Source organism: Uliginosibacterium silvisoli, assembly GCF_036017035.1.
Classification (GTDB): Bacteria; Pseudomonadota; Gammaproteobacteria; order Burkholderiales; family Rhodocyclaceae; genus Viridibacterium; species Viridibacterium silvisoli.
In genome coordinates this window covers 617900-642949 of sequence record NZ_JAYXHS010000001.1, presented here as the reverse complement: position 1 = coordinate 642949, position 25050 = coordinate 617900, and the positions used below count along the sequence as shown (strand labels likewise).

Here is a 25050-nt window from a genome sequence, read left to right as displayed (position 1 = left end):
GAGTGAAGTACGAAAGCGGCACGCGGTGTTGGTGGAATGTTGGACTGGCTTGAGGAGAATCACTCAATGGCAATCAAAGTTGGTATCAATGGTTTTGGCCGCATCGGTCGCATGGTGTTTCGTGCAGCGGTAGAGAATTTCCCGGAAATCGAGATCGTTGCCATCAACGACCTGCTCGAACCCGATTACCTCGCGTACATGCTCAAGTTCGACTCGGTGCACGGCCGCTTCAATGGCGATGTGCAAGTCGACGGCAATACGTTGATCGTGAATGGCAAGAAGATCCGCCTCTCCGCCGTGAAGAACCCGGCCGAGCTGAAGTGGAATGAAGTCGGCGCCGACATCGTCATCGAATCGACCGGCCTGTTCCTCGACAACGCGACCGCTTCCGCCCACCTCACGGCTGGCGCCAAGAAGGTCGTGCTGAGCGCGCCGTCGAAGGACGACACGCCGATGTTCGTGTACGGCGTGAACGACAAGTCCTACGCTGGCGAAGCCATCGTCTCCAACGCATCGTGCACCACCAACTGTCTGGCGCCAGTGGCCAAGGTGCTGAACGACACCTGGGGCATCAAGCGTGGCCTGATGACGACCGTGCATGCTGCAACGGCAACGCAGAAGACCGTCGATGGCCCGTCGAACAAGGATTGGCGCGGTGGTCGCGGCATTCTGGAAAACATCATTCCTTCGTCGACTGGCGCTGCCAAGGCCGTCGGCAAGGTCATCCCTGAGCTGAACAAGAAGCTCACCGGCATGTCCTTCCGCGTGCCGACTTCCGACGTTTCGGTGGTCGACCTGACGGTCGAGCTGAACAAGGAAGCGACCTACGAAGAAATCTGCAAGGCCATGAAGGCTGCTTCCGAAGGCGCCATGAAGGGCGTGCTGGGCTATACCACCGAGAAGGTCGTGTCGACCGACTTCCGTGGCGAATCCTGCACCTCGGTGTTCGACGCCGATGCCGGCATCGCGCTGGACGGCACCTTCGTCAAGGTCGTCGCCTGGTACGACAACGAATGGGGCTACTCCAACAAGGTGCTGGAGATGGTCCAGGTCGTGGCCAAGTAAGAATCGGGCGAGAGAGGCGAGCTGGAACAAGGGGGCGCGATGCACAGGAAAAACATCCGGGGTCTGATAGGTGTCGCGATGCTTGCGGCATTGGCAGGATGTGCTTCCAAGGGCGACGCGCCTGCTAACAGCGCAGCCTCATCTTCCGTTGCGTCACAACCGCAGGCGGCAACGCCTGCGGCCAAGGCCCAGCCCGCCACGCCAGCGACCAAGGCGCAGGCCTCGTCGGCGAGCAGCGCGGCTGGTGGAGTCGGCCCCGGCATGAACGCCAGGGGCGAAGTCGTCGACTCGTCCAAGGTTGAAAGCGGTTTCGGCACCAAGGTGAAGGTGGGTGAAACCGAGGGCGAGATCACCGGCAAACCTGCCGCGGGCAGCAAGTTCGGCAAGCTCAAGATCGGTATGTCGATGAAGCAGGTGACCGATCTGATCGGCCAGCCTTCCGACCAAGGGGCTTACATCACCGGCAAGGCTTTCATTCCCTTCTACTACGGTGGTGATCGCCATCGCTACGAAGCGGTGTACAAGGGCACGGGTCGCCTGATCTTCGCGGGTGAGGGGGGCTGGGGTGGCAACTGGGGTAACGGGACCTTGATCTGGATCATCCACAATCCCCGTGAACCGGCATCCCGCTAAGCCCACCAGACATACTTCGCCCCTAATCCACGCAACAGCCCGCCATGCAATTCAAGAAACTTTCTGATCTGGACCTCGCCGGTAAGCGCGTCTTCATTCGTGCCGATCTGAACGTGCCGCAGGACAACAACGGTGCCATCACCGATGACACACGCATCCGCGCTTCAGTGCCTGGCATCAAGCTGGCGCTCGACAAGGGCGCTGCCGTGATGGTCACCTCGCACCTGGGGCGTCCTACCGAAGGCGATTTCAAGCCAGAAGATTCGCTGGCGCCAGTGGCTGCACGCATGAGCAACATCCTCGGCCAACCGGTTCGTCTCGTACAGAACTGGGTCGATGGAGGCTTCGAAGTGAAGCCGGGTGAAGTCGTGCTGCTCGAAAACTGCCGCGTGAACAAGGGCGAGAAGAAGAACAGCCCCGAATTGGCTGCCAAGATGGCCAAGCTTTGCGATATCTACGCCAACGACGCTTTTGCGACCGCACACCGTGCCGAAGCGACGACCGAAGCGCTGGCTCAGGCCGCCCCGGTTGCCTGTGCGGGCCCGCTGCTGGCCGCCGAGCTCGAAGCGCTGGGCAAGGCCTTGCTGTCGCCAGAGCGTCCGCTGACGGCCATCGTCGGTGGCTCCAAGGTGTCGACCAAGCTGACGATTCTCGACAGCCTCGCCGACAAGGTGGACCAGCTGATCGTCGGCGGCGGCATTGCCAATACGTTCTTGCTGGCTTCAGGCCTGCCGATCGGCAAATCGCTGGTCGAGGCAGATCTGGTCGAGGAAGCCAGGCGCATCATCGCCAAGATGGCAGCACGTGGTGCCTCCGTGCCGATTCCGGTCGATGTCGTGACCGCCAAGGAGTTCTCGGCAAGCGCCACGGCCACCGTCAAGGCGGTCGCTGACGTGGATGCCGATGACATGATTCTGGACGTTGGCCCGCAAACGTCAGCCAGGCTCTGCGAGCAGCTCGAGGCAGCCAGGACCATCGTCTGGAACGGACCGCTGGGTGTGTTCGAGTTCGATGCTTTCGCCAATGGCACCAAAGTGCTGGCCGACGCCATTGCTACGTCGAGCGCCATGTCACTGGCCGGTGGCGGCGACACGATTGCCGCCATCGCCAAGTTCGGTATCAGTGACAAGGTGGGCTATATCTCCACTGCAGGTGGAGCTTTCCTCGAGTTTCTGGAAGGCAAATCCCTGCCAGCCGTTGAAGCGCTGGGTCAGCGGTTCAGCAAGTAAGCAGCACAACGCGCCGGTCGTCGTTTGACCGGCGCAGTTTTTTGTCATGCACACGCATGTTCATGTACAACCCATACGATGAAGAAAACAGAAGGTTTGGCAACAAAACCAGCCAGGAATCTGGTTGGGAAACCGACAAGAAGAACCGGCGGCAAGCCTGCGACAGGCGTCAGCGTCGCCGTTAAGACCCCACCCCCAAAACACACAACTTCTTACGAAGGAGTCAGGATGCAACGTCATACCAAGATCGTGGCCACGCTCGGCCCAGCCTCCAATGATGCAGATGTTCTGGAGCGCCTGATCCGCGCAGGCGTCGATGTTGTGCGACTGAACTTCTCGCACGGCAAGGCTGAAGATCACATCAACCGCGCCAACATCGTGCGCGAAGCTGCGCGTCGCGTCGGCAAGCCGGTCGCCATCCTCGCTGACCTGCAAGGTCCGAAGATCCGCGTCGGCAAGTTCGAAAATGGCAAGACCACGCTCGAGAAAGGTCAGAAGTTCATTCTCGACGCGGCTTGCGAGCTGGGCAATGACGAACGCGTCGGCCTCGACTACAAGGATCTGCCGAAGGACGTGAAGCCCGGCACCATCCTGTTGCTCAATGATGGCGCCATCGTGCTTGAGGTCGAGCGCGTTGTCGGTAGCGAGATTCACACCGTCGTGCACTACGGCGGCGATCTGTCGAACAACAAGGGTATCAACCAGAAGGGTGGCGGCCTGACCGCGCCCGCGTTGACCGCCAAGGACATGGAAGACATCAAGACGGCGGCGCTGATCGGCATCGAATACGTCGCCGTGTCCTTCCCGAAGACGGCTGCCGACATGTACATGGCGCGCACCCTGCTGCGCGCTGCAGGCAGCAACGCGCTGACCATCGCCAAGATCGAACGTACCGAAGCGGTCGAGCCGAAGAACCTGCGCGAGATCCTCGAAGCCTCCGATGGCGTGATGGTGGCGCGTGGCGACCTGGCTGTCGAAGTCGGCGAAGCTGCCGTGCCGGCCCTGCAGAAGAAGATGATTCGTCTCGCACGCGAGATGAACAAGCTGGCCATCACCGCGACGCAGATGATGGAGTCGATGATCACCAGCCCGGTGCCGACCCGCGCCGAAGTGTCTGACGTGGCCAACGCCGTGCTGGATGGTACCGATGCGGTGATGCTGTCGGCTGAAACGGCTGCCGGCAAGTACCCGGTCGAAGTCGTCGAGACCATGGCCCGTATCTGTGAAGAAGCGGAAAAGTCCTACCCGGTGACGCTGGGCCAGGATTTCCTGACGCGTACCTTCACGCGTATCGACCAGTCGATCGCCATGGCCGCATTGTTCTCGGCGCATCACCTCGGCGCCAAGGCCATAGTGGCTCTGACCGAATCCGGTTCGACGGCGCTGTGGATGAGCCGCATGCACTCCGGCATTCCGATCTACGCGCTGACCTCGCAGCAGGACACCATCGGCAAGATGGCCCTGTTCCGCGAAGTGCATCCGATCCTGGTGCCGCACATCACCGATTCGCGCGAGCATCTGCTGCGCGAAGCCGAAATGACCCTGATCAAGCACAAGCTGGTGCAACCGGGCGACGTGGTGGTGATCACCGTCGGTGAGCCGCTCGGTCAGTCGGGTGGTACCAATAGCCTCAAGATCGTCCGGATCGGTGAAAACTGAGTCTGGCGCCTCTGATGCACCCAACAAAAAGCCCGCATACGTGCGGGCTTTTTGTTGGGTATGCGGTTTGCTGCCCGCATGTGCCGTTGCGTGTGGCGTATTGCACGTGCCAGCGCTGCCCATTGGTATCAACGTGCATGGTTAGCACGCACAGGGCAGGCTACAATTGGTCACCCAGAATATTTTCGCCATCCTTTTAACCTTCAACAATATTCAGACGGAGAAGTTTCATGGCTCTCGTTTCAATGCGCCAGTTGCTCGATCACGCAGCCGAAAATTCGTATGGCTTGCCAGCGTTCAACGTCAATAACCTCGAACAGGTCACGGCCATCATGGAGGCCGCTGCCGAGCTCGACAGCCCGGTGATCATGCAGGCTTCGGCAGGTGCGCGTAAGTACGCCGGTGAAGCTTTCCTGCGCCACCTGATCTCCGCCGCCGTCGAAGCCTATCCGAACATCCCCGTCGTCATGCACCAGGATCATGGCCAGTCGCCTGCCGTGTGCATGGCTGCGATCAAGTCCGGCTTCAGCTCGGTGATGATGGACGGCTCCCTGCTCGAGGACGGCAAGACGCCTTCGTCGTACGAATACAACGTTGCCGTCTCGCAGGAAGTCGTGAAGTTCTCGCATTCCATCGGCGTGACCGTGGAAGCCGAGCTCGGCTGCCTTGGCTCGCTCGAAACCGGCATGGCTGGTGAAGAAGACGGCATCGGTGCAGAAGGCAAGCTCGACCATGCATCCATGCTGACCGACCCGGAGCAAGCCGTCGATTTCGTGAACCGCACCCAGTGCGATGCGTTGGCGATTGCCATCGGTACCTCGCACGGCGCCTACAAGTTCACGCGCAAGCCGACGGGCGACATTCTCGCCATCGACCTGATCAAGCGCATCCACGCGCGCCTGCCGAACACCCACCTCGTGATGCACGGCTCGTCCAGCGTGCCGCAAGACCTGCTGGCGATCATCCGCGCGCATGGTGGCGATATCGGCGAAACCTATGGTGTGCCGGTCGAAGAGATTGTCGAAGGCATCAAGTACGGTGTGCGCAAGGTGAACATCGATACCGACATCCGCCTCGCCATGACGGCGGCGATCCGCAAGTACATGGTCGAGAACCCGAGCAAGTTCGATCCGCGCGATTACCTCAAGCCTGCACGCGAAGCTGCCAAGCTGATTGTCAAGGCGCGCTTCGAAGCCTTTGGTTGCGCAGGTCAGGCCAGCAAGATCAAGCCGATCGCGCTCGACAAGATCGCAGCGAAGTACAAGAGCGGCGAGCTGGCACAAAAGACGAACTGAGTTCGGCGCACTTCAATAAAAAACCCGCGTTCATCGCGGGTTTTTTATTGCCGCCATTCTCCATCACAGCTCAAGCTTGCGCGAAGAGGGCGCCATATCCATGACGATTCCATTCCCGGAGTAGGCAGACAGGCTCCGCTCAGGATCGGAGCTGGGTTGGAGTAGAAGGGCCCAACAACAGGTACGTCGGACGATGCAGATCGGGTAGATGTGGCTCTGTCGTCGGACCTTTTGATCGCGCCGCACGGAGGGCTCTTGGGCGTGCTGACTACAGATTGCCGCCGTGGACCCGTAATCCCGGTATTGGGGAGCCGGCCTGTCGGGCCGGGGCGCTGTCGTGCAGAAAAACGGGGTGACGACGCATGAGCTTACGGATCAAATTCATTCTGGCTTTGCTGCTGAGCAGCCTGGCGGCAATGGCGCTGGTCGGCGTGGTGGCCAATCAGCGGCTCGCGCAGAAGTTTGGCGATCTGGTCTTGCAGGACGCTTCGCGTGCATTCCGCGAAGACGTCGTCGCTTACATCGGGCAGTACGGGAGCTGGCAGGCGGCTATCGCGCAAGAGAGTTTCCGCGCCTTCGTGACGCGCACGCGGGGTCTCGACGGTCGATCTCCCGGCGTGCCCGGCACTCCGCCTCCGCCGCGCATGGATCGCTCCGCGTCGGGCCCGCCGGCTGGCGCCATGCCACCTCCGGGGCGCCAGCGACCACCTTTCCGCTTCCTGCTCGTCGACCCAGCCGGGGTCGCGCTGACCAAGTCGAGCCCTTACGAGGTAGGCGATGCGGTAGCGCAGGAGGACAGACGCAAGTCGCTGCCCATCGTCGTCAAGGGCGAAACAGTGGCCTACATGGTGCCGCGCGGTGAGGTGATCTATTCGGACATGGACCGTGGCTACATCGCAGCCGTTCGTGACGCGCTGTTGTTTGGCTGCATCGCGGCGGCTTTGCTGGCGATCGGACTGGGCTTGTTCCTGGGCACGCGCCTGTCATCAAGCCTGCGAACACTCTCAAATGTCATCGAGCAGACGCAGAAAGGTGCTCTGGGTCTGCACGCCGCGGTGCGGTCAAACGATGAGGTCGGCGCTCTGGCCAGGGCCTTCAACCAGATGAGCAGCGAACTGGCGCACAGCCACGAGAAGTTGCGCGCTTCTCACGCGCAGATAGAGGCGCAGGCCGCGGCCATGCATGAACTGAGCGTGCGTGATTCGTTGACGCATCTGCATAACCGTCGTCACTTCGATGAACAGGCCGGTGAGCTGTGCGCGAAGTCACGACGCAGCGAACGACCGCTGGCCGTGATGATTGGCGACATCGATCACTTCAAGCAGATCAACGATCGCTTCTCGCATGCCGTGGGTGATGCAGTGCTGCGACAGGTGGGCGAGGTTCTGCGGCAGAACACTCGTGCGACCGATCTGGTGGCGCGCTACGGTGGCGAGGAGTTCGTCATCGCCTTTGCTGACACTTCGCTGGATCAGGCTGCCATGCTCTGCGACAAGCTGCGCACAGCCATTGCGGCGCATGCGTGGCACGAGGTGCATCCCGACCTGCGGGTGACGATCAGTATCGGCGTTGCGGCTTTGAGGCGTGATGACAAGCTCGACAAGGTGCTGGGCCTTGCGGATGACCTGCTCTATCTGGCGAAGGCCTCGGGCCGCAACCAGGTTCGCGCCGAGGTGCTCGATGCGGCAGCGCTTACCGACGAAACTCCGGTGGCGGAGGAGGCGGGCAACGCTCGTCTATAGGTCGGCGCGGTGCTGAGGCCTGGTAGGCCGGCCCAAGACGGGCATCGATATGGACACCTCTTCGATCACGACGATTGCATAAGCCGAGTAAGTTCGAACCACGTGACGAGTTTAGGCGTGGTTTTGACAATATTGTTGCGAAGTAGAATAGCTGCGAGCTTGTGCTGGGCCAACCAGCTGCCACTCAGCAAGAGCCTCCGCGAGGGAGGCCTTTCTGTCCTGTTACCACCCGCCACGAGGCTGCGATGTGCATGATCCGTTTCCGACTATTCGCCAGAAGTCTGCTCTGCATTGCCGTGCTGGGCTGCGCCCAGGCTGCACAGGCGCAATGGGCCAACAAGGCCGAGATGCTGGCTCGTATTGAGAAGGACTGCCCCTTTCCGAAGCAGAACGCTCAATACCAGAACATCCTGGAAGCCAAGCCCGACGCCTCGGAAAGCGCACTCTTGTTTGTGTTTCTTTACCCTGTTGGCATGATGACTGCGAGCCCTGCCTGCAAGATTGCCCAGACCCGCAATGCGGTGGATGGTCTTGGCCATGTCCTCAAGCAATTTCCGCAATCTAAAGAACTGTCCTCGACGCGTCTCGAACATGCTGTTGCTGTTGTCAGGCTCGCTGGCTTGACGAACGCCCCGGACGTGCAGAAACACATCGCAGCGCTTGAAAGCGCGGCCCGCGCCAATCTCGCGGATACATCCGAAAGCACGGGGATCGGCGAGACCGTCGTGCTAAGCGTGTCGACCATCGTCCCGATGATCGATAACACGGACATTGCACTGCAGTTGCTCGAATTGGCGCGCACCTTGGCCCAGGAGCGTCTGGCTGCTGGCGACGATCTCGAAGCGTGTCTTGCAGGCATCTATGACCAGATGTCGAGATTGCAAAGGCCCGGCTCGCCTGAATACCTTGCAAGTCTGAAGAGCGAACTTGGCTTGGTGAAGGCCCGCCCGGATTCGGCGTACAAACTGCTCGACATCGCTTCCATCTCTGTGCGCATGGATGATTTCGCAGGTGCGATGGGAGCATTGCAGGCACTGGAAAGTGCAGGCGCCGTGGATGACGGGGCCTGCAACTTCATCATCCACAGCTCGGAATTGGTGCGCCTGCTGCAAACGTCCTATCGGCCGACGGTGCAGACCTTCATGCAGAAACACTGCCTGAAAGTGCTTCAGGCTGCTGCACGCCCGTAATCAAGGGCGCTTGCCCGGCGACCAGACCCCTGTCTAGCCCGGCGCCGCCTTCACATCGTCCGGCCCCACGTCACAGGCATCGCTCTGCCACTGCTCACCGAGCGACAGCAGATGCTCGCGCTCGACACGCAGGCCGTTGCAGATCAGCGGCGTGCCGGGCTTGTAGGCCGCGATGCGCAGGCGGCGGATCGAGGCCTTGTCGCCCTTGTGCAAGCGCACCTGGACGACGGCACCGCGGATTGCCCCGGCCAGAGAGACTTCATCCAGGCGGATGCGCAGGTTGCTGGCCATTTCCACAGGGTAGCCGTTGAGGGATTCGGCATAGCCCGAGAAGACGAACTGGCGCAGGTTGAGCGCCGAGTCCGGCATGTTCAGGCGGAACAGCGCGCCGTAGCGCCCGAAAGCACTGCCGCCGATGATGTTGACATCCTTGTTGCCCTGGTCGGCGTATGCCTGGATGACGGCGGACTGCTGGATCAGCGTCGGGCAGTTGTTGCGCCAGTTCACGTTCTCCAGCGTGCAGGCGCCATCGCAGCTGACGTAGCTGTCGATCAGCGTGGTGTTGCGCAGGCGCGCGCCGTCGGCCAGCACGAACAGCGGTGCGGCCGGTCCGGATTTGCCGCAAGGCTGGCTTAGCGTGAGGCCGGCGCAGTCGAGATCGCCGACGACGGTGACGCTGGGGGTGCCCGGCAGCGGCATGCAGGCGCTGGTGCCGCTGCCCCACGCTGCGAATTCGGAGACCATCGGTGCGCCCTCGGCGGGGCTGGTGGTGACGATGCGCACACCCTCGGCCCAGGTAGGTGGCAACACGATCTTGTCGCGCGGGATGCCGATGCCGCTCAGCACCGGCTGCCAGGTGCCGCGGCCAAGCACTTCGATGCGCCAGCCGCGGATGCGTGGCCGCGGTTCGCTGACGCGTACGGCGCGCAGCAGGGCAGGGGTCTGGAACGTGATGGCCAGCCACTGGCCGGGCGCGGCGCTGTCGGCCTCCCAACGGGTGTCGGGGTTGTCGTCCATGGCCTGCATCGCCCCGCTGGCGCCGGCCGCGCTGGAGGCCGTGATATTGCTGCCCCTGACGACTACATCAGCGAGGGCCAGCGGGCATTGCAGTGCCATGGCAGGCAGGAGTAGCAGCAGGAAAGCGAACCTGTGCCAGCGGCGCTGCTGCGCGCGCGCGTCGCGCATTTTCAAACGATGGCCTCGAAACGTACGGCGAAGATCGGCGGCAACGTGTTCGAAAGCGTCTGCCAGTTGTCGCCGCCATCGTCGCTGACCCATAGATTGCCCGTGGTGCTGCCCATCATCAGATGCTGGCCGTCGTCGGAGACAGCCAGCGCATGGCGATAGATCAGGTCATAACAGTCCTTCTGCGGCAGGCCATTGCGCAAGGTCTCGAAGCTCTTGCCGCCATCGCGTGTGCGATTGACGCACAGCGCAGCATCGACCGGGACGCGCATCTGGTCGCTGACTGCAGGCACGAACCACGCCGTGTCCGCGTTCTGCGGATGCGCTGCGACGGCAAAGCCGAAACTCGAAACGGGAGCTTTGATCTCCTGCCACAAGGCCCCCGCGTTCGTCGAACGCCATATGCCGCTGTGATGCTGGCACCACAGCGTGTCGGGCGCAGCTGCGCATTGGGCGATGGCGTGCGGGTCCTGGATGTTCTGGTCATCGGCGCGATCCGGCGGCATGTAGCCTGCACTCATGCCCTTGGCGCGCAGCGCCCAGGTCAGGCCACCATCGCGCGTTAACCATGCGCCACCGCAGCTGATGCCGAGCAGGATGCGTTGCGTGTCCTGCGGGTTGATGCAGATGGAGTGAATGCCGGGTGTGTCGTAGCCGCCGCCCATCCATTCGCGTCGCTCATCGCGGTCCCACAACGACTCGACAAGTTGCCAGGAGTCGCCGAAATCTTTCGAGCGGAACAGGCCGCCGGGCAGGGTGCCAGCCCAGATCACGCCATCAGCTGCGGCGAGCGACCAGATCTGCACGAGCTTCCACGGGATCTCGTCCTGCGCGTCTTCGGGCTGGGCCGGGTAAGCGGGCGCGGCGACTTCGTGCCAGCTGTCGCCCCAGTCGTCCGAGGCGTGACACTTCACGCCGAAGTGGCCGAGGTTGAGTGCGGCGATCATCGGGTGGTCGTGCCCGCCCGGCAGCACCATGCTCACCGGTTCACCGACGAAACTGCTGCTGGCAATGTGCCAGCCGGGATGACGCGTACTGGTGTCGAGGATGAACTGGAAAAGTCCCTTGCGGGTGGCGACCCATGCGCGATGCGACATTGCCTAACCTCCGGATAGAGCCTGCAGTACATAGACCTCGCTGGTCGGCGCCAGCGGGTGCGACAGATCCTTGCGGTCGCGGATCATCTTGCCATCGACGAAGACCGCGACATGTTTGCGCACATGACCCTGCTCGTCGAGCACATAGCCACGCAATTGCGGATTCTCGGCGAAGCTCGCTTCCAGTGCTTCCCGCAGATTTTCTGCAGGTGCTTCGACCTCGGGCACATACGTGAAACGTTGCAGCTGCTGCGTCAGGACGATGCGGGCCATGGCTGATCCGTGAGCGGTGCGGTGAGTATCAAGCCTAGCGTACTGCCACGAAGCTTGAAACCCTCAAGGCAGGTCGTGGAGTGTCCTCGTAGGTCGGAACAGGCAAAGACGGCGCAGCGCCTTCCGACATCTTGGCCTTGCGCGAACGAAAGTGCTTTGTTTGGCGTGATGGTGTCGGAAGGCGCTGCGCTTTTCCGACCTACCTGGCTGGCGTTGAATGCTATCTTTGCCATATCCGGTATTTCCATCGAACAGGTCCGATGATGGCCACCCTATCTGGCAGCGCCCTGGTTGTCGAAGATCACCCGCTCTATCGCGATGCGCTGATGCAGCTTGCGCGCACGCTGTTCGGCGATGATGGTGCCATTGCTGCCAACTCGGCCGAGGAGGGTTTGCGGCGTGCCGCGAATTGTCCTGACCTGTGCGTGGTCTTGCTGGACCAGGGCTTGCCGGGCATCAACGGCACGGAAGCGATCAATACCTTCCGGCAGAAGTTTCCCGAGGTGGCGGTGATCGTCGTGTCCGCTTCCGAGGATCGCCGCGAAGCCATGTCGGCGCTGCACGCCGGTGCGCGTGCTTTCGTCTCCAAGGCGGTATCGACCGAAGTGCTGGCCAGCGCCATCCAGCGCGTCTTGTCGGGCGAGATGGTGACTGCCGAGTGGATCACGCCGACCGCCAGCGAGGCGGCCAGCGCACCGTCTGCTGCGCTGCTGACACCGCGGCAGAGCGAGATACTCACGCTGCTGGCGCGCGGTCATTCGAACAAGGAAATCTGCCTGCGTCTCGATCTGGCCGAGGCGACGGTCAAGATGCACGTGTCATCCATTTTCCGCACGCTCGGCGTCGCCAACCGCACGCAGGCAGTGCTGATGGGGCGTCAGCTAGGGCTGATCAGCGGCACGGACGCGTAGCAGGTCGACCAGCTCACGGCGCAGGCCGATCACGTCGATGGGTTTGTGCAGCACGGGCAGTCCCGTCGCGGCGATCTTGCGCAGGCTGTCTGGCCCGGTATCGCCCGTGAGCAATAGAGCCGGGATGTCGCTATTGAACTCATTGCGCAGCGCTTCGATCACCATCGCACCGTTGTCGCCCGCGCCGAGACGGTAGTCGCAGAGAATCGCGTCCGGCGCGCGCGGGCTGGCTGCCAGCTTGGCAAGCGCTTCGTCGCGGGACGCAGCCACCACCACGATGCAGCCCCACTGATGCAATAGCGCTTGCGTAGCGGTGCGCACCAGCTCCTCGTCATCGACCACGACGACCAGGCTGCCGGCGACATCGCCTGCCTGACGGATCATCGTCGAGAAGCCGGCGTCGGGCACATGCGTCGGTTCCGCCTCTACGCGTGGCAACTCGAACGCGAACACCGAGCCGCGCCCCGGTTGTGAGCGCACCGTGACAGGTGCTTCCAGTAGCGTCGCGAGGCGCTTGACGATGGCCAGACCAAGACCGAGGCCTTTCGAGCGGTCGCGTTCGCGATTGCCGGTCTGGTAGAACTCCTCGAAGATGCGCCGCTGCTCGTGCCCGGCAATGCCGATGCCCGTGTCATGAACACAGAGTTGCAGGCGGTCACCGTGGCGTCGGCAGCCGACGAGAATCGTGCCGCTCTCCGTGTAGCGCACGGCGTTGTGCACGAAGTTACGCAGGACGCGCTCGCTGAGGGCGATGTCGCTGTGCACGAAGGCCGAGCAGGGCACGACCCGCAGCTTGAGGCCCTTGGCCATGGCTTGCGGGCCGAACTCGCCGCGGATGCGATCGAGGATGCTGGCGACCGGGAAACTCACCAGCTCCGGTGTCACGGCTTGTGCATCGAGGCGCGACACATCCAGCAGCGCGCGGAACATCTCGTCCATGGTGCCGGCGCACATGCGCACATTCCTCACCATGGCGCGGGCCGTGTTCGACAGGTCGAGGCCGTCGAGCGAACCGAGGTACAGGTTGAGTGCGTGCATGGGCTGGCGCAGGTCGTGGCTGGCGGCAGCGAGGAAGCGTGACTTGGCCTGGTTGGCGGTCTCCGCTGTCTCCTTCTCGACCGTCAGCGAAGCGACCAGATCCTTGTTCTCGAAACGCAGTTGCAGCGAGCGCAGGAACATTTCGTTGAAGGTCCACACGAAGCGCAGCGCGATGACGAGAAAGAGGCCGATGCCGGTCGCGACAGCCCATTCCAGATCGGCGTTGCGCACGAACAGGCCGATGATGGACAGGCCCAGCGACGGCAGCACGAATGCCAGGAAGGTCGGGTAGGAGGCGTGATAGCTGAACATCGATGCGACCGCCATCATGACCACCGCATAGACGAAAAGCATCTCATAAGTGAACTGCCCGGCAGGTAGCAGGAAGAATGACGCCAGCCCCCACAGCGAACCCGACAGGCCGGCGCCGATGAGTGCCTGCCTGAGCCAGTGGCGGGCCAGCGCGGCGTCGAAAGTCTGCTTCTGGTATTGGCGCCAGCTGAGCAGGCGATAGGTTGTCAGCACTGCGGCGCAGCCCAGCCAGATGCCCAGCGGCAGTATCGGTGTCACGCGTGAGAAGACGAGGGCAAACAGACAGGCGACGAGGAAGCCGAAGAAGGTCGCCGTCGGGATGTTGCGGTGGATGAGGCGTGCCTGCTCGACCAGCGTGGCCTCGGCAACGAGTACGGTGCCTGTCTGCGGTGCCGTGGTGTTGCGCGGACCGACGAGGGGCACCGGGGTGATGAGCGTGGTGCCGGTACTCGACGCAGCCACTTTCTTCACGCCGGCGGGGCGCGTGGCGCTGGCGGCGTCACGCTGTTGCCCAGACTTCTGTTCCTGCAACCGGGCCACGATGCGCTGCGATGACAAGGACAGGCCGGGCGCAGGGGCGTGCGCGCCGCGCTGGATGCGTGGTGCCGGAGGCGTCGGCGTCGTCATGTCTGTCCTTGTTTCCATATCAGTGCATGCCTCCATCCTACTTCGAAGTGGTGGCGCTCGCAGCCTTGGTCTTGTTCGCCTGATTCTCCTTGATGCTCACCGAGGTGGTTGCCGTCGAGCTGTGCGAGCCGTGCTTCATCCCTGCAGCGCCGAGCGGGCCGCCCTTGCCACTGACTATCGAGATGCCACCGGCCGTTGAGGAGTCCTTGCTGCTGGAGACGACATCCTTCTGCACAACACCGCCGCCTGCAGTGAGCGTTGCCTTGCCGCCCACATCACCCTGCGTGCCTTCGAGTGTCGTTTTGCCACCCGACTTCACGTTGAGGTTGCCACCGGTCTTGATGTTCGAGACCTTCTGCGTGGTCGAGGAAGCATCCGAACCGGACCCGGTGACGGCGGCCGTGCCGATGTCCTTGCCGTCATGCTTGAAGCCCGACTGACCCTTGGAGCCCTGGCCCGACACCGTGACATTCAGCTGCGACTTGTTCGACTCCGTGGTGCTGGTGGCGGCGAGCACGTCGACCTTGCCCTTGGCATCGATCGTCGTGTCCTTGCCGGAGGTGAGGTCCGTGCCTTCGAGCTTGACGTTCTTGCCCGACGTGATGCTGATGTTGTTGCCGGCGGTGATGCTGCCCGTGACGGCGGTGCTCGACTTGTTGTCTTCCGAACCACCGCTGTAATTCACCGTGGCGTTGGCGGCATCTTTGCTGGCACCGACCGTGCCGCCTGCCGAGTAGTTCGAGCTGCTGCTGTTGTCGGTGTTATTTGCTGCCGTCATATTGACGCTGCCGCCGGCATCGATCTGCGCATCGCCCTTGGCACCGAGCTGCGTGCCTTCGAGGTTGGTATCGCCGGAGGTCTTGATCTTCAGGTTGCCACCTGCGTTGATCTTGCCGACGACGGCTGTCGAGCTGTCGCTGCTGCCTTGCTCGTTGCTGTGGCTGGCGCTGACTTCGCCACCGGGCTTGCCGCTCATGTCGACACTGACGCGTGCGCCGACGTCTGTCTGGCTGCTGCTGTTGGTACTGCTCGTCGTGTTGCGTGCGGCGTCGACCGTCAGCTTGCGTGCCGAGATCTCCGTGTCGCCCTTGCTGGAGAGATCGGCACCCTCGAGGCGTGTATCCAGCGTCGAGGTGCTGCTGATCTTGCCGCCCGACTTCACGGTGGTGACCACGGCCTGACTGGCATTGCTGCTGCTGTTGCTGTCCTTGGTCTGGTGCGCGTAGTCGATGCCGACGGTGGCGCCGCCCGCTGCCGACACGGTGCCTGCAGCGCTGCCCTTCTTGGCGTCTTCATACGCGGTGCCGAAACCGTACTGCACGCTGATGCCGACCGAGTTGGAATCGGTATGCGAAGTGGAGGTTCCCGATTGCTTGTTCTCGGCAGCCAGCATCTCGATGCTCTTGGCCTTCTGCGTAAAGTCGCCACCGGTGGTGATCTGCGTGCCCTGGTCGGTGATCTTGTCGGTGGCGGTGCGGGTTATGTTGCCGCCGGAGGTCAAGGTGCTCACGCGTGCCGTGCTGCTCGAGCCAGTCTCGTCCGTGGTCGTCTTGCTGTTGGTATAGCCGAAGCCCGAACCGTTGGCGTTGGCCGACATGCTCATGCCCTGGCTCTTCGATTCCGTGTGGCTGACCGTGTCGACACTGTTCTCACCGGCCAGCACCTTGATCGATTTCGCGTTGAGGTCGAGGTTGCCACCGGTAGCGACATCCGAGCCCTTGACCGTGAGCGTGTTGCCAGCCTTGAGCGTGCCGTTGCCGCCGATGTTGATGCCGGAACCGACGCTGGTTGTCGTTGTCGGGACCGTGGTGGTTTTGGTGTCATTGAAGCTGACGCCGCCCATGCCGGAATCGATGGACTCGGTACGGCTCGTCGTCGTGGCAACCGACTTGTCCTGACGGTCGATGATGTTTAGATTGCGTTTGGCATCGACCGTGGCATCGCCTGCGACATTCACGGTGCTGCCCGCTACCGTCACGTCACGGCCACTCTTCACGTTGAGATTGCTGCCGACATCGAGTGTCGTGCCGATCTGCTTCGTCGTATCGGTGCGGGTGGCTGTCCAGCTGTTGCTGTTGGCGCCGATCTCGCTTGAGCCGGTCAGCGTGCTGGTGTGCTTCTCGACTGTATCGAGCACCACGTCGCGGCCCGCCTTGATGCTGGCAGCTTCGCGTGCCTTGACGTCGGCACCCGCCAGCTTCACGTCGTTGCCGGCGTCGATCGTGAGCTTGCCCGCTGCGATGCTGGCCTTGCTGACATTGTCGGCCGCGACGCTTTGCTCGTTGACCACGCTGCGCACGTTGATGTTGTCACCCGCCTTGAGCGACATGTTGCCGCCGGCGCTGGTGCTGGAGCCAGCGATGACGATGTCGCGTTTCGCGTCCTCCTTCAGCGAACCTGTGGCTTCGATGCTGCCTTGCCGGCCGACCTGGCCGTTCGACTTGCCATCGGCGGCAGCGTCGGTGATGGCGATGTCATTGCGGATGCTGCCCTTGGTCGAGGTCAGGGCGATGTTGCCGCCCTTGATCGTGCCGCTGGTGTTGACGATGTCGCCTGTCGTCTTCACCGTCAGTGCATCGCTGGCGATGATGGTGCCGCCGATGTTCCTGAAGCTGTCGCCGCTGGCAACAATGACCTTCGCATCGATCACAGCGCCGGTGGCGATGGCGTCACGCGTGGCAGCCGCCAGATACACGACCGGCGCCAGCACCTTCTGTCCATTCACTTCCTGCTCAACCATCCACACCAGATCGCTCTTCAGGCTGGCTGCCTGCGCGGCCGTCAGCGGCTGACCGATCTGCAGGCCGAGTGCATACGACTGGGCGTAGGCCGAATCCATCAGTGCCTGCATCTGCGCGGCGCTGCTGTCGTAGCCGGCGAGCAGGTTGCGGCCGGTCTGCGCGATGAGTTCGTCGCGAATCAGCTTGGCTTCGTAGTTGGCATCGCCGAGGCGCTTCTGGATGAGGTTGGGGTCATAGCCGAACAGGCTGAACAGGTACTCCGAACCATAGCCGCCAGCGCCCTGGCTGAAGCGTGGATTGCTCTCGATCAGATACTGACTGTTCGGGTTCTTGCTGGTGACGAAGAAGCCGTTCGGGTTGGTGGGGAGCGCGGTGTTGAGACCGCTGAAGGTCTGGCCGCGCGCGCCCGGCACATAGACGCCCGCTCCTGGTGTCGTCGTTACACCGGGTGCGCTCGGCGTCCTGTTTTCGTTGCTCCTGGTGGTGCCGATATTGCTCAGGCTGCCGTTGATGACGAGGCTGTTGGCCTTGATCTGGGCGGAGGCCGGCGTGCTACCCGTCGTTGTGACATAGGCATAGGCTGAGGCGCGGGCATTGTTCCAATCGGTCTCGCCGCCAGCGGACAGGCGTGGCCAGATAGTAGTCTGCTGACCGATCATGGATTCGGAGAAGCTGGGGTAGCCCCCGGACAGTCCGCCGACATTGCACCAGCAAGTCACGTTGCCGGACTCTGCGATCGGGTACAGGCTCGCTCCTGTGGCGTTCAGCAGGTAGTTGTACTCGGTCAGGGTCTGAGGCACGTAGAGGTCCCAGTCGGACCCGGTGATGTCGCTCATCCACAACTTGTTGGTCGTCGTAGTGGTCAGGTTGATGCTGCGATTCTCGAAGGGATTTGGTGTGGTGATCGTCACATCCGGCGCCGAGATCAGCGAGCCCACATTCGAACCCGTGCCGCCGATGTTCAGGGCGATCGCATTGCCACCGATGAGCTTGGCGCTTTGCAGCCCTGTCGCATTGCTGAGGACTTCGCTTGTCCTGACGGTCGAGGTATAGACAATGTTGTACTGGCCACCGCCACTATTCCAGTAGTTCTGCACGTAGACGTTGAACGGACCTTCCGAGGCACTGGTGCCGGCGGCTGGCTGCATGCCGCTGACGTAGCCATTGCCGTTGATGTAGTCGGTCCTGGTGGTAACGGTTGGCATGCCCTCAGCGTCGTTGCTGATGGTGTTGGTAAAGTTGCCGCGCGTGTCGATGTCGATCTTGTTGGTGGCAATGATCTCGTTGTAGTTGGTGAAGTTGCCGACCTTGAAATCGAGGTTCGTGCCGCCGACGGCACCGCTGCGGTGGTTGATGAAGTCCCACGCGCTGGTGCCGGTGCGGGTCAGCACCGACAGCTTGTTGCCGGCATACAGGGCACCGTGGTTGTCGACATTGCCTGCTGTCGTGGTGAGATTCAGGTCACCGTTGCCGGACGACACGCCGCCGGTCGATGCATTGTTGATGCTGCCTGCTGTCAGCGACAGGTTGCCGTTGCCGTAGATCAGACCATCATTGTTCAAGGCACCTGTGACGTTGATGCTGCCGGCATTGTTGCCGGTGGTGGAGGTGAGAATCGCTGCATCGACGCCCTGGTTCGACAGGCTGGTGCCGCTCAGCGTTGCACCGTTGGCGGCCTGGATCACGCCTGCGTTGATCAGCGCTGCGCCGTGGATGGCGAGGCTGTCATCGCTGGTGATAGCTCCGCTGGCACGATTGTTCAGGTTGGAGGACAGCTGCACGTCCACATTCTGCGTGCCCTGGATCTTGCCGCTGTTGTCGAGCGTCGCTGCAACGAGGCTGGTGCGGTTGGCGATGACGGTGCCGCTATTGATCTGCGTCGTTGCGTTGAGATTCGCCGTGCCCGCCTCGATCAGGCCTGCGTTGTTCAGCGTGGCGAGCGTGCCGCTGCCGCCGTTGATGCTGAGAGCGCCCGTGCTGACGAGCTTGCCTGCAGCGCGGTTGTCGAGCGACGAAGCGAGCTGCACTGCGAGGTTCTGCGTGCCCTGGATCGTGCCGCTATTGTCGAGGCTATTGCCCTTGAGCGTGGTGCCTGCGGAGAGCAGCGAACCGCTATTGTTCAGCGTGGCTACACTGAGGTTTTCGTTGCCTGCGGCCTGCAGCAAGCCTGTGTTGGTGAGCGACGCTGCATTCAGGCTCACGTCGCCACCAGAGATCATCTGCGCGCCGTTTTCGACTGCGCCGCTGGCCGCGAGGTTGAGGTTGCCTGCGGCATTCACACCGCTACCACCGCCGGCCGCCACCAGCTTGCCGCCTTGTGCAGCCAGCGACATATTGCCGACAGACTTCAGGCTGGCTGCGCCGAGGTCAAGCTTGCCGTTGGTGCTAGCCAGCGACAGATCGCTGCCGCTGTAAGCGCTGCTATTGGTCAGCGTCAGCGAACCGGCGGCGGCGCTCAGCTTGCCGCCAGCGCCCCAGTTGGCGCCGGTGATGTTCGCCGCGCCAGTAACATTGAGATTGGCGTCGCCACCTGAAAAACGCGTGGCGTTTGTGGAGGCATCATTCAGCGACGCAGCGCTGACATTCAGTGCGCCGTCGGCGGTCAGTGTCGCATCGTTCAGATTGATCGCTGCGTTGCCCGCTGCGAGCGACAGGTTGCCATGCGTGGCGAGCGAAGCATTGCTGCCGCTTACGTCGATACCCGCGCCGGCTACTGCGAGATTGCCTTGTGCGCTCAGGCGACCCGCCAGCTGCACCTTGCCCGCAGCATCGATGGTGAAATCCGCGGCCGTTGCGGCCGCATCGCCGAGCATGCGCACGCCGACACCGGCTTCGCTGGCCACGATCTTGATGCGGTTCGCATACATGCCGCCGAGAGCGGTGGAGTCGACCGCATATTCCGGTGTACCGCCCGCGGCAGTGTTCATGTTGCCGCTGCGGTTGGTGTAGTCCCAGTTGCCGGAGCCGGTGCTGATGTTCAGGTCCTGTGCGTTGACCTGCGCATCGATCTTCACCGAGCGCGTCACGATGTCGAAGAAGCTCTGTGCCTTGCCGTCGAGACCGAGGCCGCTGATCTGCACGTCGCCGCCGTTGACCTGGAAGCCGGTCAGACTGCCGTTGGCCCCGAACACCGGCGTGCCGGTGGTCAGCGAAGCGCGATCGGTGTTGATGAAGCCGCAGCCATTGCAGCTGATGCCGAACGGGTTGGCAACGACGACATTCGCCTTGCCACCGAGGACTTCGATGTAGCCATTGAGCTGGCTGCGGTTCGGCGAGACGACTTCATTGACGATGATCTTTGCCTGGCTAGCGAGGTTCGGATTGCCATACACTTGACCAGCCAGTTGCGAGTTGCGGGTGACCTGCGACATGTCACCGTTGTTGAGTACGGCGCCGCGGTTGTCGACATTGAACTGGTTGTACTGGTTGTGCGATACGCCGGCTGCATTGGGGTTTGCGATGTTCACCACCGGGACGCCGTTCGGCGCGAGGCTCACGCCGGTGTTGCCGTTGGCGGCGCTCATGCCTGCAGGGTCGGCAGCCCAGCCGAGGGAGGGGGTCAGCAAGGCGGCCTGGATCATGGCGATGGAAACAGCCGTGAGGCGCAATGGCGTGCGGTTGCTGGTGCGGTTTGTCGTTTTCATGATGGCTTCCTTCGTAAGTACCTTGCTGATGTGCTCACAGTAGCCATCGACTCTCTTGCTGCCAGCTATACGAAAGTATGGTGAGGGGGCTATACCGACCCTGTTTGCCCCTTGGGGCGGGTGGCGAGCGTGATGGAATTCACGCTTTCTTAGAGGCAACAGGACGGAGCGGTGTGCGTAGGTCGGAAAAGCGAAGCGCCTTCCGACATCACAGCGTCCAACAACGCACTGGCGTCGATGTACGGTCTGGATGTCGGAAGGCGCTTCGCTTTTCCGACCTACAACGCCGCGGAGACGGCGAGTGTTCAAATGAAAAGACTGAGCCTTGCGAAGGTGGAGCTGCTCTCGCGCGGCATGAAGTCAGGCTTGCTCAGCGGGCGCGCGGTGAAGATGTCGAACGAGCCGTAGCGCCCATTCAGGCTCACGCCGACGGCCACGCCGGAGAGGTTGCCGGCCGGTGCGTCAGTGCCGGCGTAGCGCATGCTGGTGCGGCCGAAGTCGACTCCGACATACGGGCGCAGACTCAGTGAGCTATTGCCGGCCCATGACACGGGCAGACGCACGCCGAGGTCGTTGCGCAGGTAGAAGCCGTTGTCGCCGGAGAGGTTGGTGTCGACGAAACCACGCACCGTGTAAATGCTGCCGACGAGGATCTGCTCCGAGCCGTACAGCGCGTTGCGCGATTGCTGGCCGACCAGCGTGCTGCTGAAGCTGGCGTCGTAGTTGCCGACGCGGAAGGGCAGGGCAATGCTGGCGCCATACTTGTACTTGAGGAACTGCGCACGCGGTGCTTCGCGCGGCAGGTAGTCGGGGTCTTCCAGCGCGTCGAGTTCCTTGAGGCCTTGCGACAGGCCGAGGTCGATGCTCACCAGACTGCCGAGCACGGTGGCGGTGTAGTTGAAGTCGGCGTCGAACAGGGTCAGGTTACGGCTGCTGACGTCGAGCAACTGGTCGTCGAGGTAGTTGCGCGTGCTCTTGGTGCTCAGCGTGCCAGCGAGTGAGGCGCGTTCGCTGCTGCTGCGATAGATGACGCGATCGAAACGTGCCGAGCTGATCGTCGAGCGTCCGCTGCTCTGCAACTCGTAGCCGCTGGCGGTGGTGATCTGCGTGACGTAGCGTGACTTGCTGAAAGCCAGCGACAGCGTGTTGTAGCCGAGCGGCAGGATGTAGGCGACGCTCTCGGTGCGCGACAACTGGCTGTCGTCATGTTCAGGCACGCTCTGGCGGTAACTCGCGCTGAGGAAGTCGTTGAAGCCGAATACGTCGTCGACGCTGGCGCTGATGCCGACCTGCGTCTTGCCCGTGGCTTTCGAGCCTTCGTTATCCACGCTCAGGCTGGCATGAAACGGTGAGGCCGGCGTGTTCTTGACGAGCACCGTGCTGCCGCCGGCCTGCTCACCGGGCACGATGTCGAAGGTGGCGTTGTTCGATTGCAGGCGATTGATCTGGTCGAGGCCCTGTTCGAGGTCGCGGATGTTGAGGATCTCACCGTTCAGGCCGGGCAGCACGTTGCCGATCGACACGCTGCGCTTGTCGCCATCCTGCACGCTGACTTTCTCCACCGTGCCTTCGACGACGAGGATTTCCAGACGGCCTTTCGACAGATCCTGTTTCGGGATGTAGGCGCGCGTCGTCACGTAGCCCTGGCGGATGTAGTACGTGGTTATGTCCGATACCAGCTTCTCGATGTCACGCACGAACAGGCAGCGCTTGAGGTAGGGCGCGGCGAGCTCTTTGCGTTTCGATTCGGACAGATGCGTACCACCGCTGATGACGATCTCCTTGATGTCGCGACACACCGTGTCGGTGTCGCTCTGCTTCGGTACCGGCGTTGTGCTCTCGCTGCCCCTGGGTGCGGGCAGGGCGCGCTGGTCGCGTTCCATCTGCTGGCGCTGGCGCTCGAGTTCTTCGCGCTGCAGGCGGGCGGCTGCATCGGCAGCGCCGCCTGCGTTGGCCGGAATGGCAGGAGTGGTCTGGGCAGCGGCAGATGCGCAGGCCAGCACGGCAAGAGCGGCGACGAGACTGCTCGCCAGCTGGGTCTTGCGTGGAGTTGAAATCGATCGGAGGGGGGACATGGCAGCAGCCTGGGTAGTGGAGTGATTCGGGAGTGATTCCACAGTACCCAGCGCGCACGGCCCTGCCAGCTATACGAAAGTATGCAGGGCTGAGCGTTTGCCCCTTCGGTCAGGGATGTTTCGTGACATTTCTCACGGAAAGCGGGCTCGCCAATGAATTCGCCAATGGGTCGATCCGCATGCCCTGCCGCAGTAGAATGTCGGCCATCCCCGATTTTTCAGAAGGACAGTTCCATGGCCCGAATGGTCAAATGCATCAAACTCGGCGTCGAAGCCGAAGGTCTCGACCTCCCGCCAATGCCCGGCGAGCTGGGCAAGAAGCTCTGGGAGAACGTCTCCAAGGAAGCCTGGCAAGGCTGGATCAAGCACCAGACCATGCTGATCAACGAAAACCGTCTCAACATGATGGATCCCAAGGCGCGCAAGTACCTGACCGAGCAGATGGACAAGCACTTCTTCGGCAGCGGCGCCGACGCCGCCGTGGGTTACGTGCCGCCGACCAAATAAGCCAGAGTTGTTCCGGCCCGCGGCAAGCTGCCTGCTGCTACCAGCCCTCGTCGTGCCGGGTTAAAATGGCGCGCAGGCCGTCACGCGTGACGGCCTCTTCATTTTTACGGAGTCCTGTCATGAGTCAGCCCCAGTTCGAATCGTCCATCAAGAGCCTGCCCCTGCTTGCCCGCGGCAAGGTGCGCGACATCTACGCGGTGGATGAAGACAAACTGCTCATCGTCACCAGCGACCGCCTCTCCGCTTTCGACGTGATCCTGCCCAACCCGATCCCGAAGAAGGGCGAAGTGCTGACGAAGACCGCGCTGTTCTGGTTCGACAAGCTCAGCCACATCCTGCCGAACCAGCTCACCGGCATCGCACCGGAAGATGTCGTCGCTGCAGACGAGCGTGATCAGGTCATCGGCCGCGCGCTGGTTGTGAAGCGCTTGAAGCCGCTGCCTGTTGAAGCAGTGGTGCGCGGTTACATCATCGGCGGCGGCTGGAAGGACTATCAGGCGACCGGCAAGGTCTGCGGCATCACGCTGCCGGTAGGCCTCAAGCAAGCCGCGAAACTCGAGAAGCCGCTGTTCACGCCCTCGACCAAGGCCGAGGCGGGCACGCACGACGAGAACATCGACTTCGAAGAGTGCGCCAGGCTGCTCGGCGCCGAGCGCGCTGCCGAAGTGCGCGACGCCGCCATCCGTCTCTATTCCGAAGCGCGCGATTACGCCGCAACCAAGGGCATCATCATCGCCGACACGAAGTTCGAGTTCGGTCTCGATGCTGCCGGCACCCTGCACATCATCGACGAAGCGCTGACGCCGGATTCGTCACGCTTCTGGCCAGCCGACAGCTATGCTGAAGGCATTTCGCCACCGTCGTACGACAAGCAGTTCGTGCGTGACTACCTCGAAACGCTCGACTGGAACAAGACCGCACCGGGCCCGTCGTTGCCGGATGAAGTCGTGGCGAAAACCAGCGCCAAGTACATCGAAGCGTATGAGCGTTTGACGGGCGGCCATATCGCCGCGTGATGCATGTTGCGCCAAGGCCCGCACCATCGATGGGCCAGTGCGCAGACAAGGGGAGGAGAAAATGAACCTGCGTAGTCTTGCTGTCTCGCTGGTGATTGGTGCAGTCATGTCCGGCTGCGCTATTTCGACCAATACCATTCGGGGCCGCTATCTGCAGACCGGCCCGGAAGATGCCGTGACCTCCGAAATCGAGATCGATGGCTTCGCTGGCGACACGACGGAATCCTGTCAGGCATTGCTGATGAGCTTTCCCTCCAACGTGCGCCGTATTTCGCGCTGCATGGAGGCCAGCGTCAACCTGCCCTATATCGGCAAGGTGGCGTACCCCTTCTACAACGCCACCGTCATTGTCTCGGGCAATACGCTGAAGTTCTGCGAGGAGGCCGTAAACCGGCTGCGCCCCAACAAACAGCTGAAGGTGACGCAAGAATGCGCCAAACGCTGATCGGCGCCGCTTGCATCGCCTTGGTGACCGCAGTGCTGGTGGCCTGTCAGAGCGTGCCGATCAACGGGCGCTTCCTGCAGGAGCTGGATGGCAATGGTCGCGTGACGATGCAGATCGAGACGGCGACGCCCGGCTCCTGCAAGGTGTTCATTGACATGTCGGATTGGTATGTCTCGCCTTCGCGCACGCGCTGCGTTGCAAACAGCGTTGCACTCCCCTGGTCTGCGGAAATCTATTCGCCGATCCTGGACTTCACCGCCATCTATTCCGGCGAATCGGAAGAGGCCTGCCAGCGCCATGTGAAGAAAGTCATGGCCAGCAAATCCCCGCCCGAGCTGCGCAAGGCCTGCCACAAGGTTTAGACCT

18 protein-coding genes are annotated in these 25050 nt (G+C 62.3%); 12 read left to right on the top strand and 6 right to left on the bottom strand.

Going from position 1 to position 25050, the window contains the following annotated elements; translation table 11 throughout:
* The first annotated feature begins 66 nt into the window (after positions 1–66).
* The 7 genes from gap to VVD49_RS02900 all read left to right on the top strand — a co-directional run bounded on the left by gap (position 67) and on the right by VVD49_RS02900 (position 8813).
* On the top strand, positions 67–1065 hold the full coding sequence (gene gap, locus VVD49_RS02930) for a type I glyceraldehyde-3-phosphate dehydrogenase (RefSeq protein ID WP_327597629.1): 999 nt from the start codon (positions 67–69) through the stop codon (positions 1063–1065).
* Between the two features lie 39 nt (positions 1066–1104).
* Entirely contained in the window at positions 1105–1698 is a 594-nt protein-coding gene (locus tag VVD49_RS02925) for a hypothetical protein (protein ID WP_327597628.1), read from the top strand.
* Between the two features lie 44 nt (positions 1699–1742).
* On the top strand, positions 1743–2927 hold the full coding sequence (locus VVD49_RS02920) for a phosphoglycerate kinase (protein ID WP_327597627.1): 1185 nt from the start codon (positions 1743–1745) through the stop codon (positions 2925–2927).
* A gap of 228 nt (positions 2928–3155) precedes the next feature.
* A complete protein-coding gene (gene pyk / locus VVD49_RS02915) occupies positions 3156–4586 on the top strand; it encodes a pyruvate kinase (protein WP_327597626.1) in 1431 nt (476 codons plus the stop codon).
* A 230-nt stretch (positions 4587–4816) separates the two neighbouring features.
* Positions 4817–5881, top strand: a complete 1065-nt coding sequence (gene fba, locus VVD49_RS02910; RefSeq protein WP_327597625.1) for a class II fructose-bisphosphate aldolase — start codon at positions 4817–4819, stop codon at positions 5879–5881.
* A 362-nt stretch (positions 5882–6243) separates the two neighbouring features.
* The gene (locus tag VVD49_RS02905) at positions 6244–7623 is read left to right on the top strand and encodes a GGDEF domain-containing protein (RefSeq protein ID WP_327597624.1); all 1380 of its coding nucleotides are present in this window, start codon (positions 6244–6246) and stop codon (positions 7621–7623) included.
* A gap of 251 nt (positions 7624–7874) precedes the next feature.
* Positions 7875–8813: a hypothetical protein gene (locus tag VVD49_RS02900; RefSeq protein WP_327597623.1), complete on the top strand. Its 939-nt coding sequence runs from the start codon at positions 7875–7877 to the stop codon at positions 8811–8813.
* Between the two features lie 33 nt (positions 8814–8846).
* On the opposite strand, the gene VVD49_RS02895 is transcribed toward VVD49_RS02900, so the two are convergent.
* From VVD49_RS02895 to VVD49_RS02885, 3 genes are read right to left on the bottom strand one after another with little or no spacing between them, the layout of a single operon-like run.
* Positions 8847–9998: a discoidin domain-containing protein gene (locus tag VVD49_RS02895; protein WP_327598936.1), complete on the bottom strand. Its 1152-nt coding sequence runs from the start codon at positions 9996–9998 to the stop codon at positions 8847–8849.
* Between the two features lie 2 nt (positions 9999–10000).
* Positions 10001–11095 carry a WD40/YVTN/BNR-like repeat-containing protein gene (locus VVD49_RS02890; RefSeq protein ID WP_327597622.1) on the bottom strand — a complete coding sequence of 365 codons (1095 nt, stop codon included), beginning with the start codon at positions 11093–11095 and terminating at the stop codon, positions 10001–10003.
* A gap of 3 nt (positions 11096–11098) precedes the next feature.
* On the bottom strand, positions 11099–11368 hold the full coding sequence (locus VVD49_RS02885) for a MoaD/ThiS family protein (protein WP_327597621.1): 270 nt from the start codon (positions 11366–11368) through the stop codon (positions 11099–11101).
* Between the two features lie 260 nt (positions 11369–11628).
* Here VVD49_RS02885 and VVD49_RS02880 point away from each other — a divergent pair, with 260 nt between their 5' ends.
* Positions 11629–12279 carry a response regulator transcription factor gene (locus VVD49_RS02880; protein WP_327597620.1) on the top strand — a complete coding sequence of 217 codons (651 nt, stop codon included), beginning with the start codon at positions 11629–11631 and terminating at the stop codon, positions 12277–12279.
* Here the strand turns inward: VVD49_RS02880 and VVD49_RS02875 are convergent.
* From VVD49_RS02875 to VVD49_RS02865, 3 genes are all read right to left on the bottom strand, one after another.
* On the bottom strand, positions 12250–14274 hold the full coding sequence (locus VVD49_RS02875; protein ID WP_327597619.1) for an ATP-binding response regulator: 2025 nt from the start codon (positions 14272–14274) through the stop codon (positions 12250–12252). The genes VVD49_RS02880 and VVD49_RS02875 overlap by 30 nt on opposite strands.
* A gap of 19 nt (positions 14275–14293) precedes the next feature.
* Positions 14294–20641, bottom strand: a complete 6348-nt coding sequence (locus tag VVD49_RS02870) for a hemagglutinin repeat-containing protein (RefSeq protein ID WP_327597618.1) — start codon at positions 20639–20641, stop codon at positions 14294–14296.
* A 305-nt stretch (positions 20642–20946) separates the two neighbouring features.
* Entirely contained in the window at positions 20947–22716 is a 1770-nt protein-coding gene (locus VVD49_RS02865; RefSeq protein WP_327597617.1) for a ShlB/FhaC/HecB family hemolysin secretion/activation protein, read from the bottom strand.
* 234 nt (positions 22717–22950) lie between these two features.
* On the opposite strand from VVD49_RS02865, the gene VVD49_RS02860 reads away from it, so the two are divergent.
* From VVD49_RS02860 to VVD49_RS02845, 4 genes are all read left to right on the top strand, one after another.
* Complete coding sequence (locus tag VVD49_RS02860) at positions 22951–23223, top strand: oxidative damage protection protein (protein WP_327597616.1); 273 nt, start codon at positions 22951–22953, stop codon at positions 23221–23223.
* Positions 23224–23342: 119 nt separating this feature from the next.
* Complete coding sequence (locus VVD49_RS02855) at positions 23343–24239, top strand: phosphoribosylaminoimidazolesuccinocarboxamide synthase (protein ID WP_327597615.1); 897 nt, start codon at positions 23343–23345, stop codon at positions 24237–24239.
* A gap of 61 nt (positions 24240–24300) precedes the next feature.
* A complete protein-coding gene (locus VVD49_RS02850; RefSeq protein ID WP_327597614.1) occupies positions 24301–24684 on the top strand; it encodes a hypothetical protein in 384 nt (127 codons plus the stop codon).
* Positions 24669–25046 (top strand): hypothetical protein, encoded by a 378-nt coding sequence (locus VVD49_RS02845; protein WP_327597613.1) that lies wholly within the window; start codon positions 24669–24671, stop codon positions 25044–25046. Before VVD49_RS02850 ends, VVD49_RS02845 begins: the two co-directional genes overlap by 16 nt.
* Positions 25047–25050: the final 4 nt, after the last annotated feature.

What these genes read in the sequence shown, in the direction of transcription:
- VVD49_RS02855 (WP_327597615.1), top strand. Translation starts at nt 23,343, where the DNA reads ATGAGTCAGCCCCAGTTCGAATCGTCCATCAAGAGCCTGCCCCTGCTT.
- VVD49_RS02920 (WP_327597627.1), top strand. Translation starts at nt 1,743, where the DNA reads ATGCAATTCAAGAAACTTTCTGATCTGGACCTCGCCGGTAAGCGCGTC.
- VVD49_RS02885 (WP_327597621.1), bottom strand. Translation starts at nt 11,368, where the DNA reads ATGGCCCGCATCGTCCTGACGCAGCAGCTGCAACGTTTCACGTATGTG.
- VVD49_RS02850 (WP_327597614.1), top strand. Translation starts at nt 24,301, where the DNA reads ATGAACCTGCGTAGTCTTGCTGTCTCGCTGGTGATTGGTGCAGTCATG.
- VVD49_RS02870 (WP_327597618.1), bottom strand. Translation starts at nt 20,641, where the DNA reads ATGAAAACGACAAACCGCACCAGCAACCGCACGCCATTGCGCCTCACG.
- fba (WP_327597625.1), top strand. Translation starts at nt 4,817, where the DNA reads ATGGCTCTCGTTTCAATGCGCCAGTTGCTCGATCACGCAGCCGAAAAT.
- VVD49_RS02880 (WP_327597620.1), top strand. Translation starts at nt 11,629, where the DNA reads ATGATGGCCACCCTATCTGGCAGCGCCCTGGTTGTCGAAGATCACCCG.
- VVD49_RS02875 (WP_327597619.1), bottom strand. Translation starts at nt 14,274, where the DNA reads ATGGAAACAAGGACAGACATGACGACGCCGACGCCTCCGGCACCACGC.
- VVD49_RS02905 (WP_327597624.1), top strand. Translation starts at nt 6,244, where the DNA reads ATGAGCTTACGGATCAAATTCATTCTGGCTTTGCTGCTGAGCAGCCTG.
- VVD49_RS02900 (WP_327597623.1), top strand. Translation starts at nt 7,875, where the DNA reads ATGATCCGTTTCCGACTATTCGCCAGAAGTCTGCTCTGCATTGCCGTG.
- pyk (WP_327597626.1), top strand. Translation starts at nt 3,156, where the DNA reads ATGCAACGTCATACCAAGATCGTGGCCACGCTCGGCCCAGCCTCCAAT.
- VVD49_RS02845 (WP_327597613.1), top strand. Translation starts at nt 24,669, where the DNA reads ATGCGCCAAACGCTGATCGGCGCCGCTTGCATCGCCTTGGTGACCGCA.
- gap (WP_327597629.1), top strand. Translation starts at nt 67, where the DNA reads ATGGCAATCAAAGTTGGTATCAATGGTTTTGGCCGCATCGGTCGCATG.
- VVD49_RS02890 (WP_327597622.1), bottom strand. Translation starts at nt 11,095, where the DNA reads ATGTCGCATCGCGCATGGGTCGCCACCCGCAAGGGACTTTTCCAGTTC.
- VVD49_RS02865 (WP_327597617.1), bottom strand. Translation starts at nt 22,716, where the DNA reads ATGTCCCCCCTCCGATCGATTTCAACTCCACGCAAGACCCAGCTGGCG.
- VVD49_RS02925 (WP_327597628.1), top strand. Translation starts at nt 1,105, where the DNA reads ATGCACAGGAAAAACATCCGGGGTCTGATAGGTGTCGCGATGCTTGCG.
- VVD49_RS02860 (WP_327597616.1), top strand. Translation starts at nt 22,951, where the DNA reads ATGGCCCGAATGGTCAAATGCATCAAACTCGGCGTCGAAGCCGAAGGT.
- VVD49_RS02895 (WP_327598936.1), bottom strand. Translation starts at nt 9,998, where the DNA reads ATGCGCGACGCGCGCGCGCAGCAGCGCCGCTGGCACAGGTTCGCTTTC.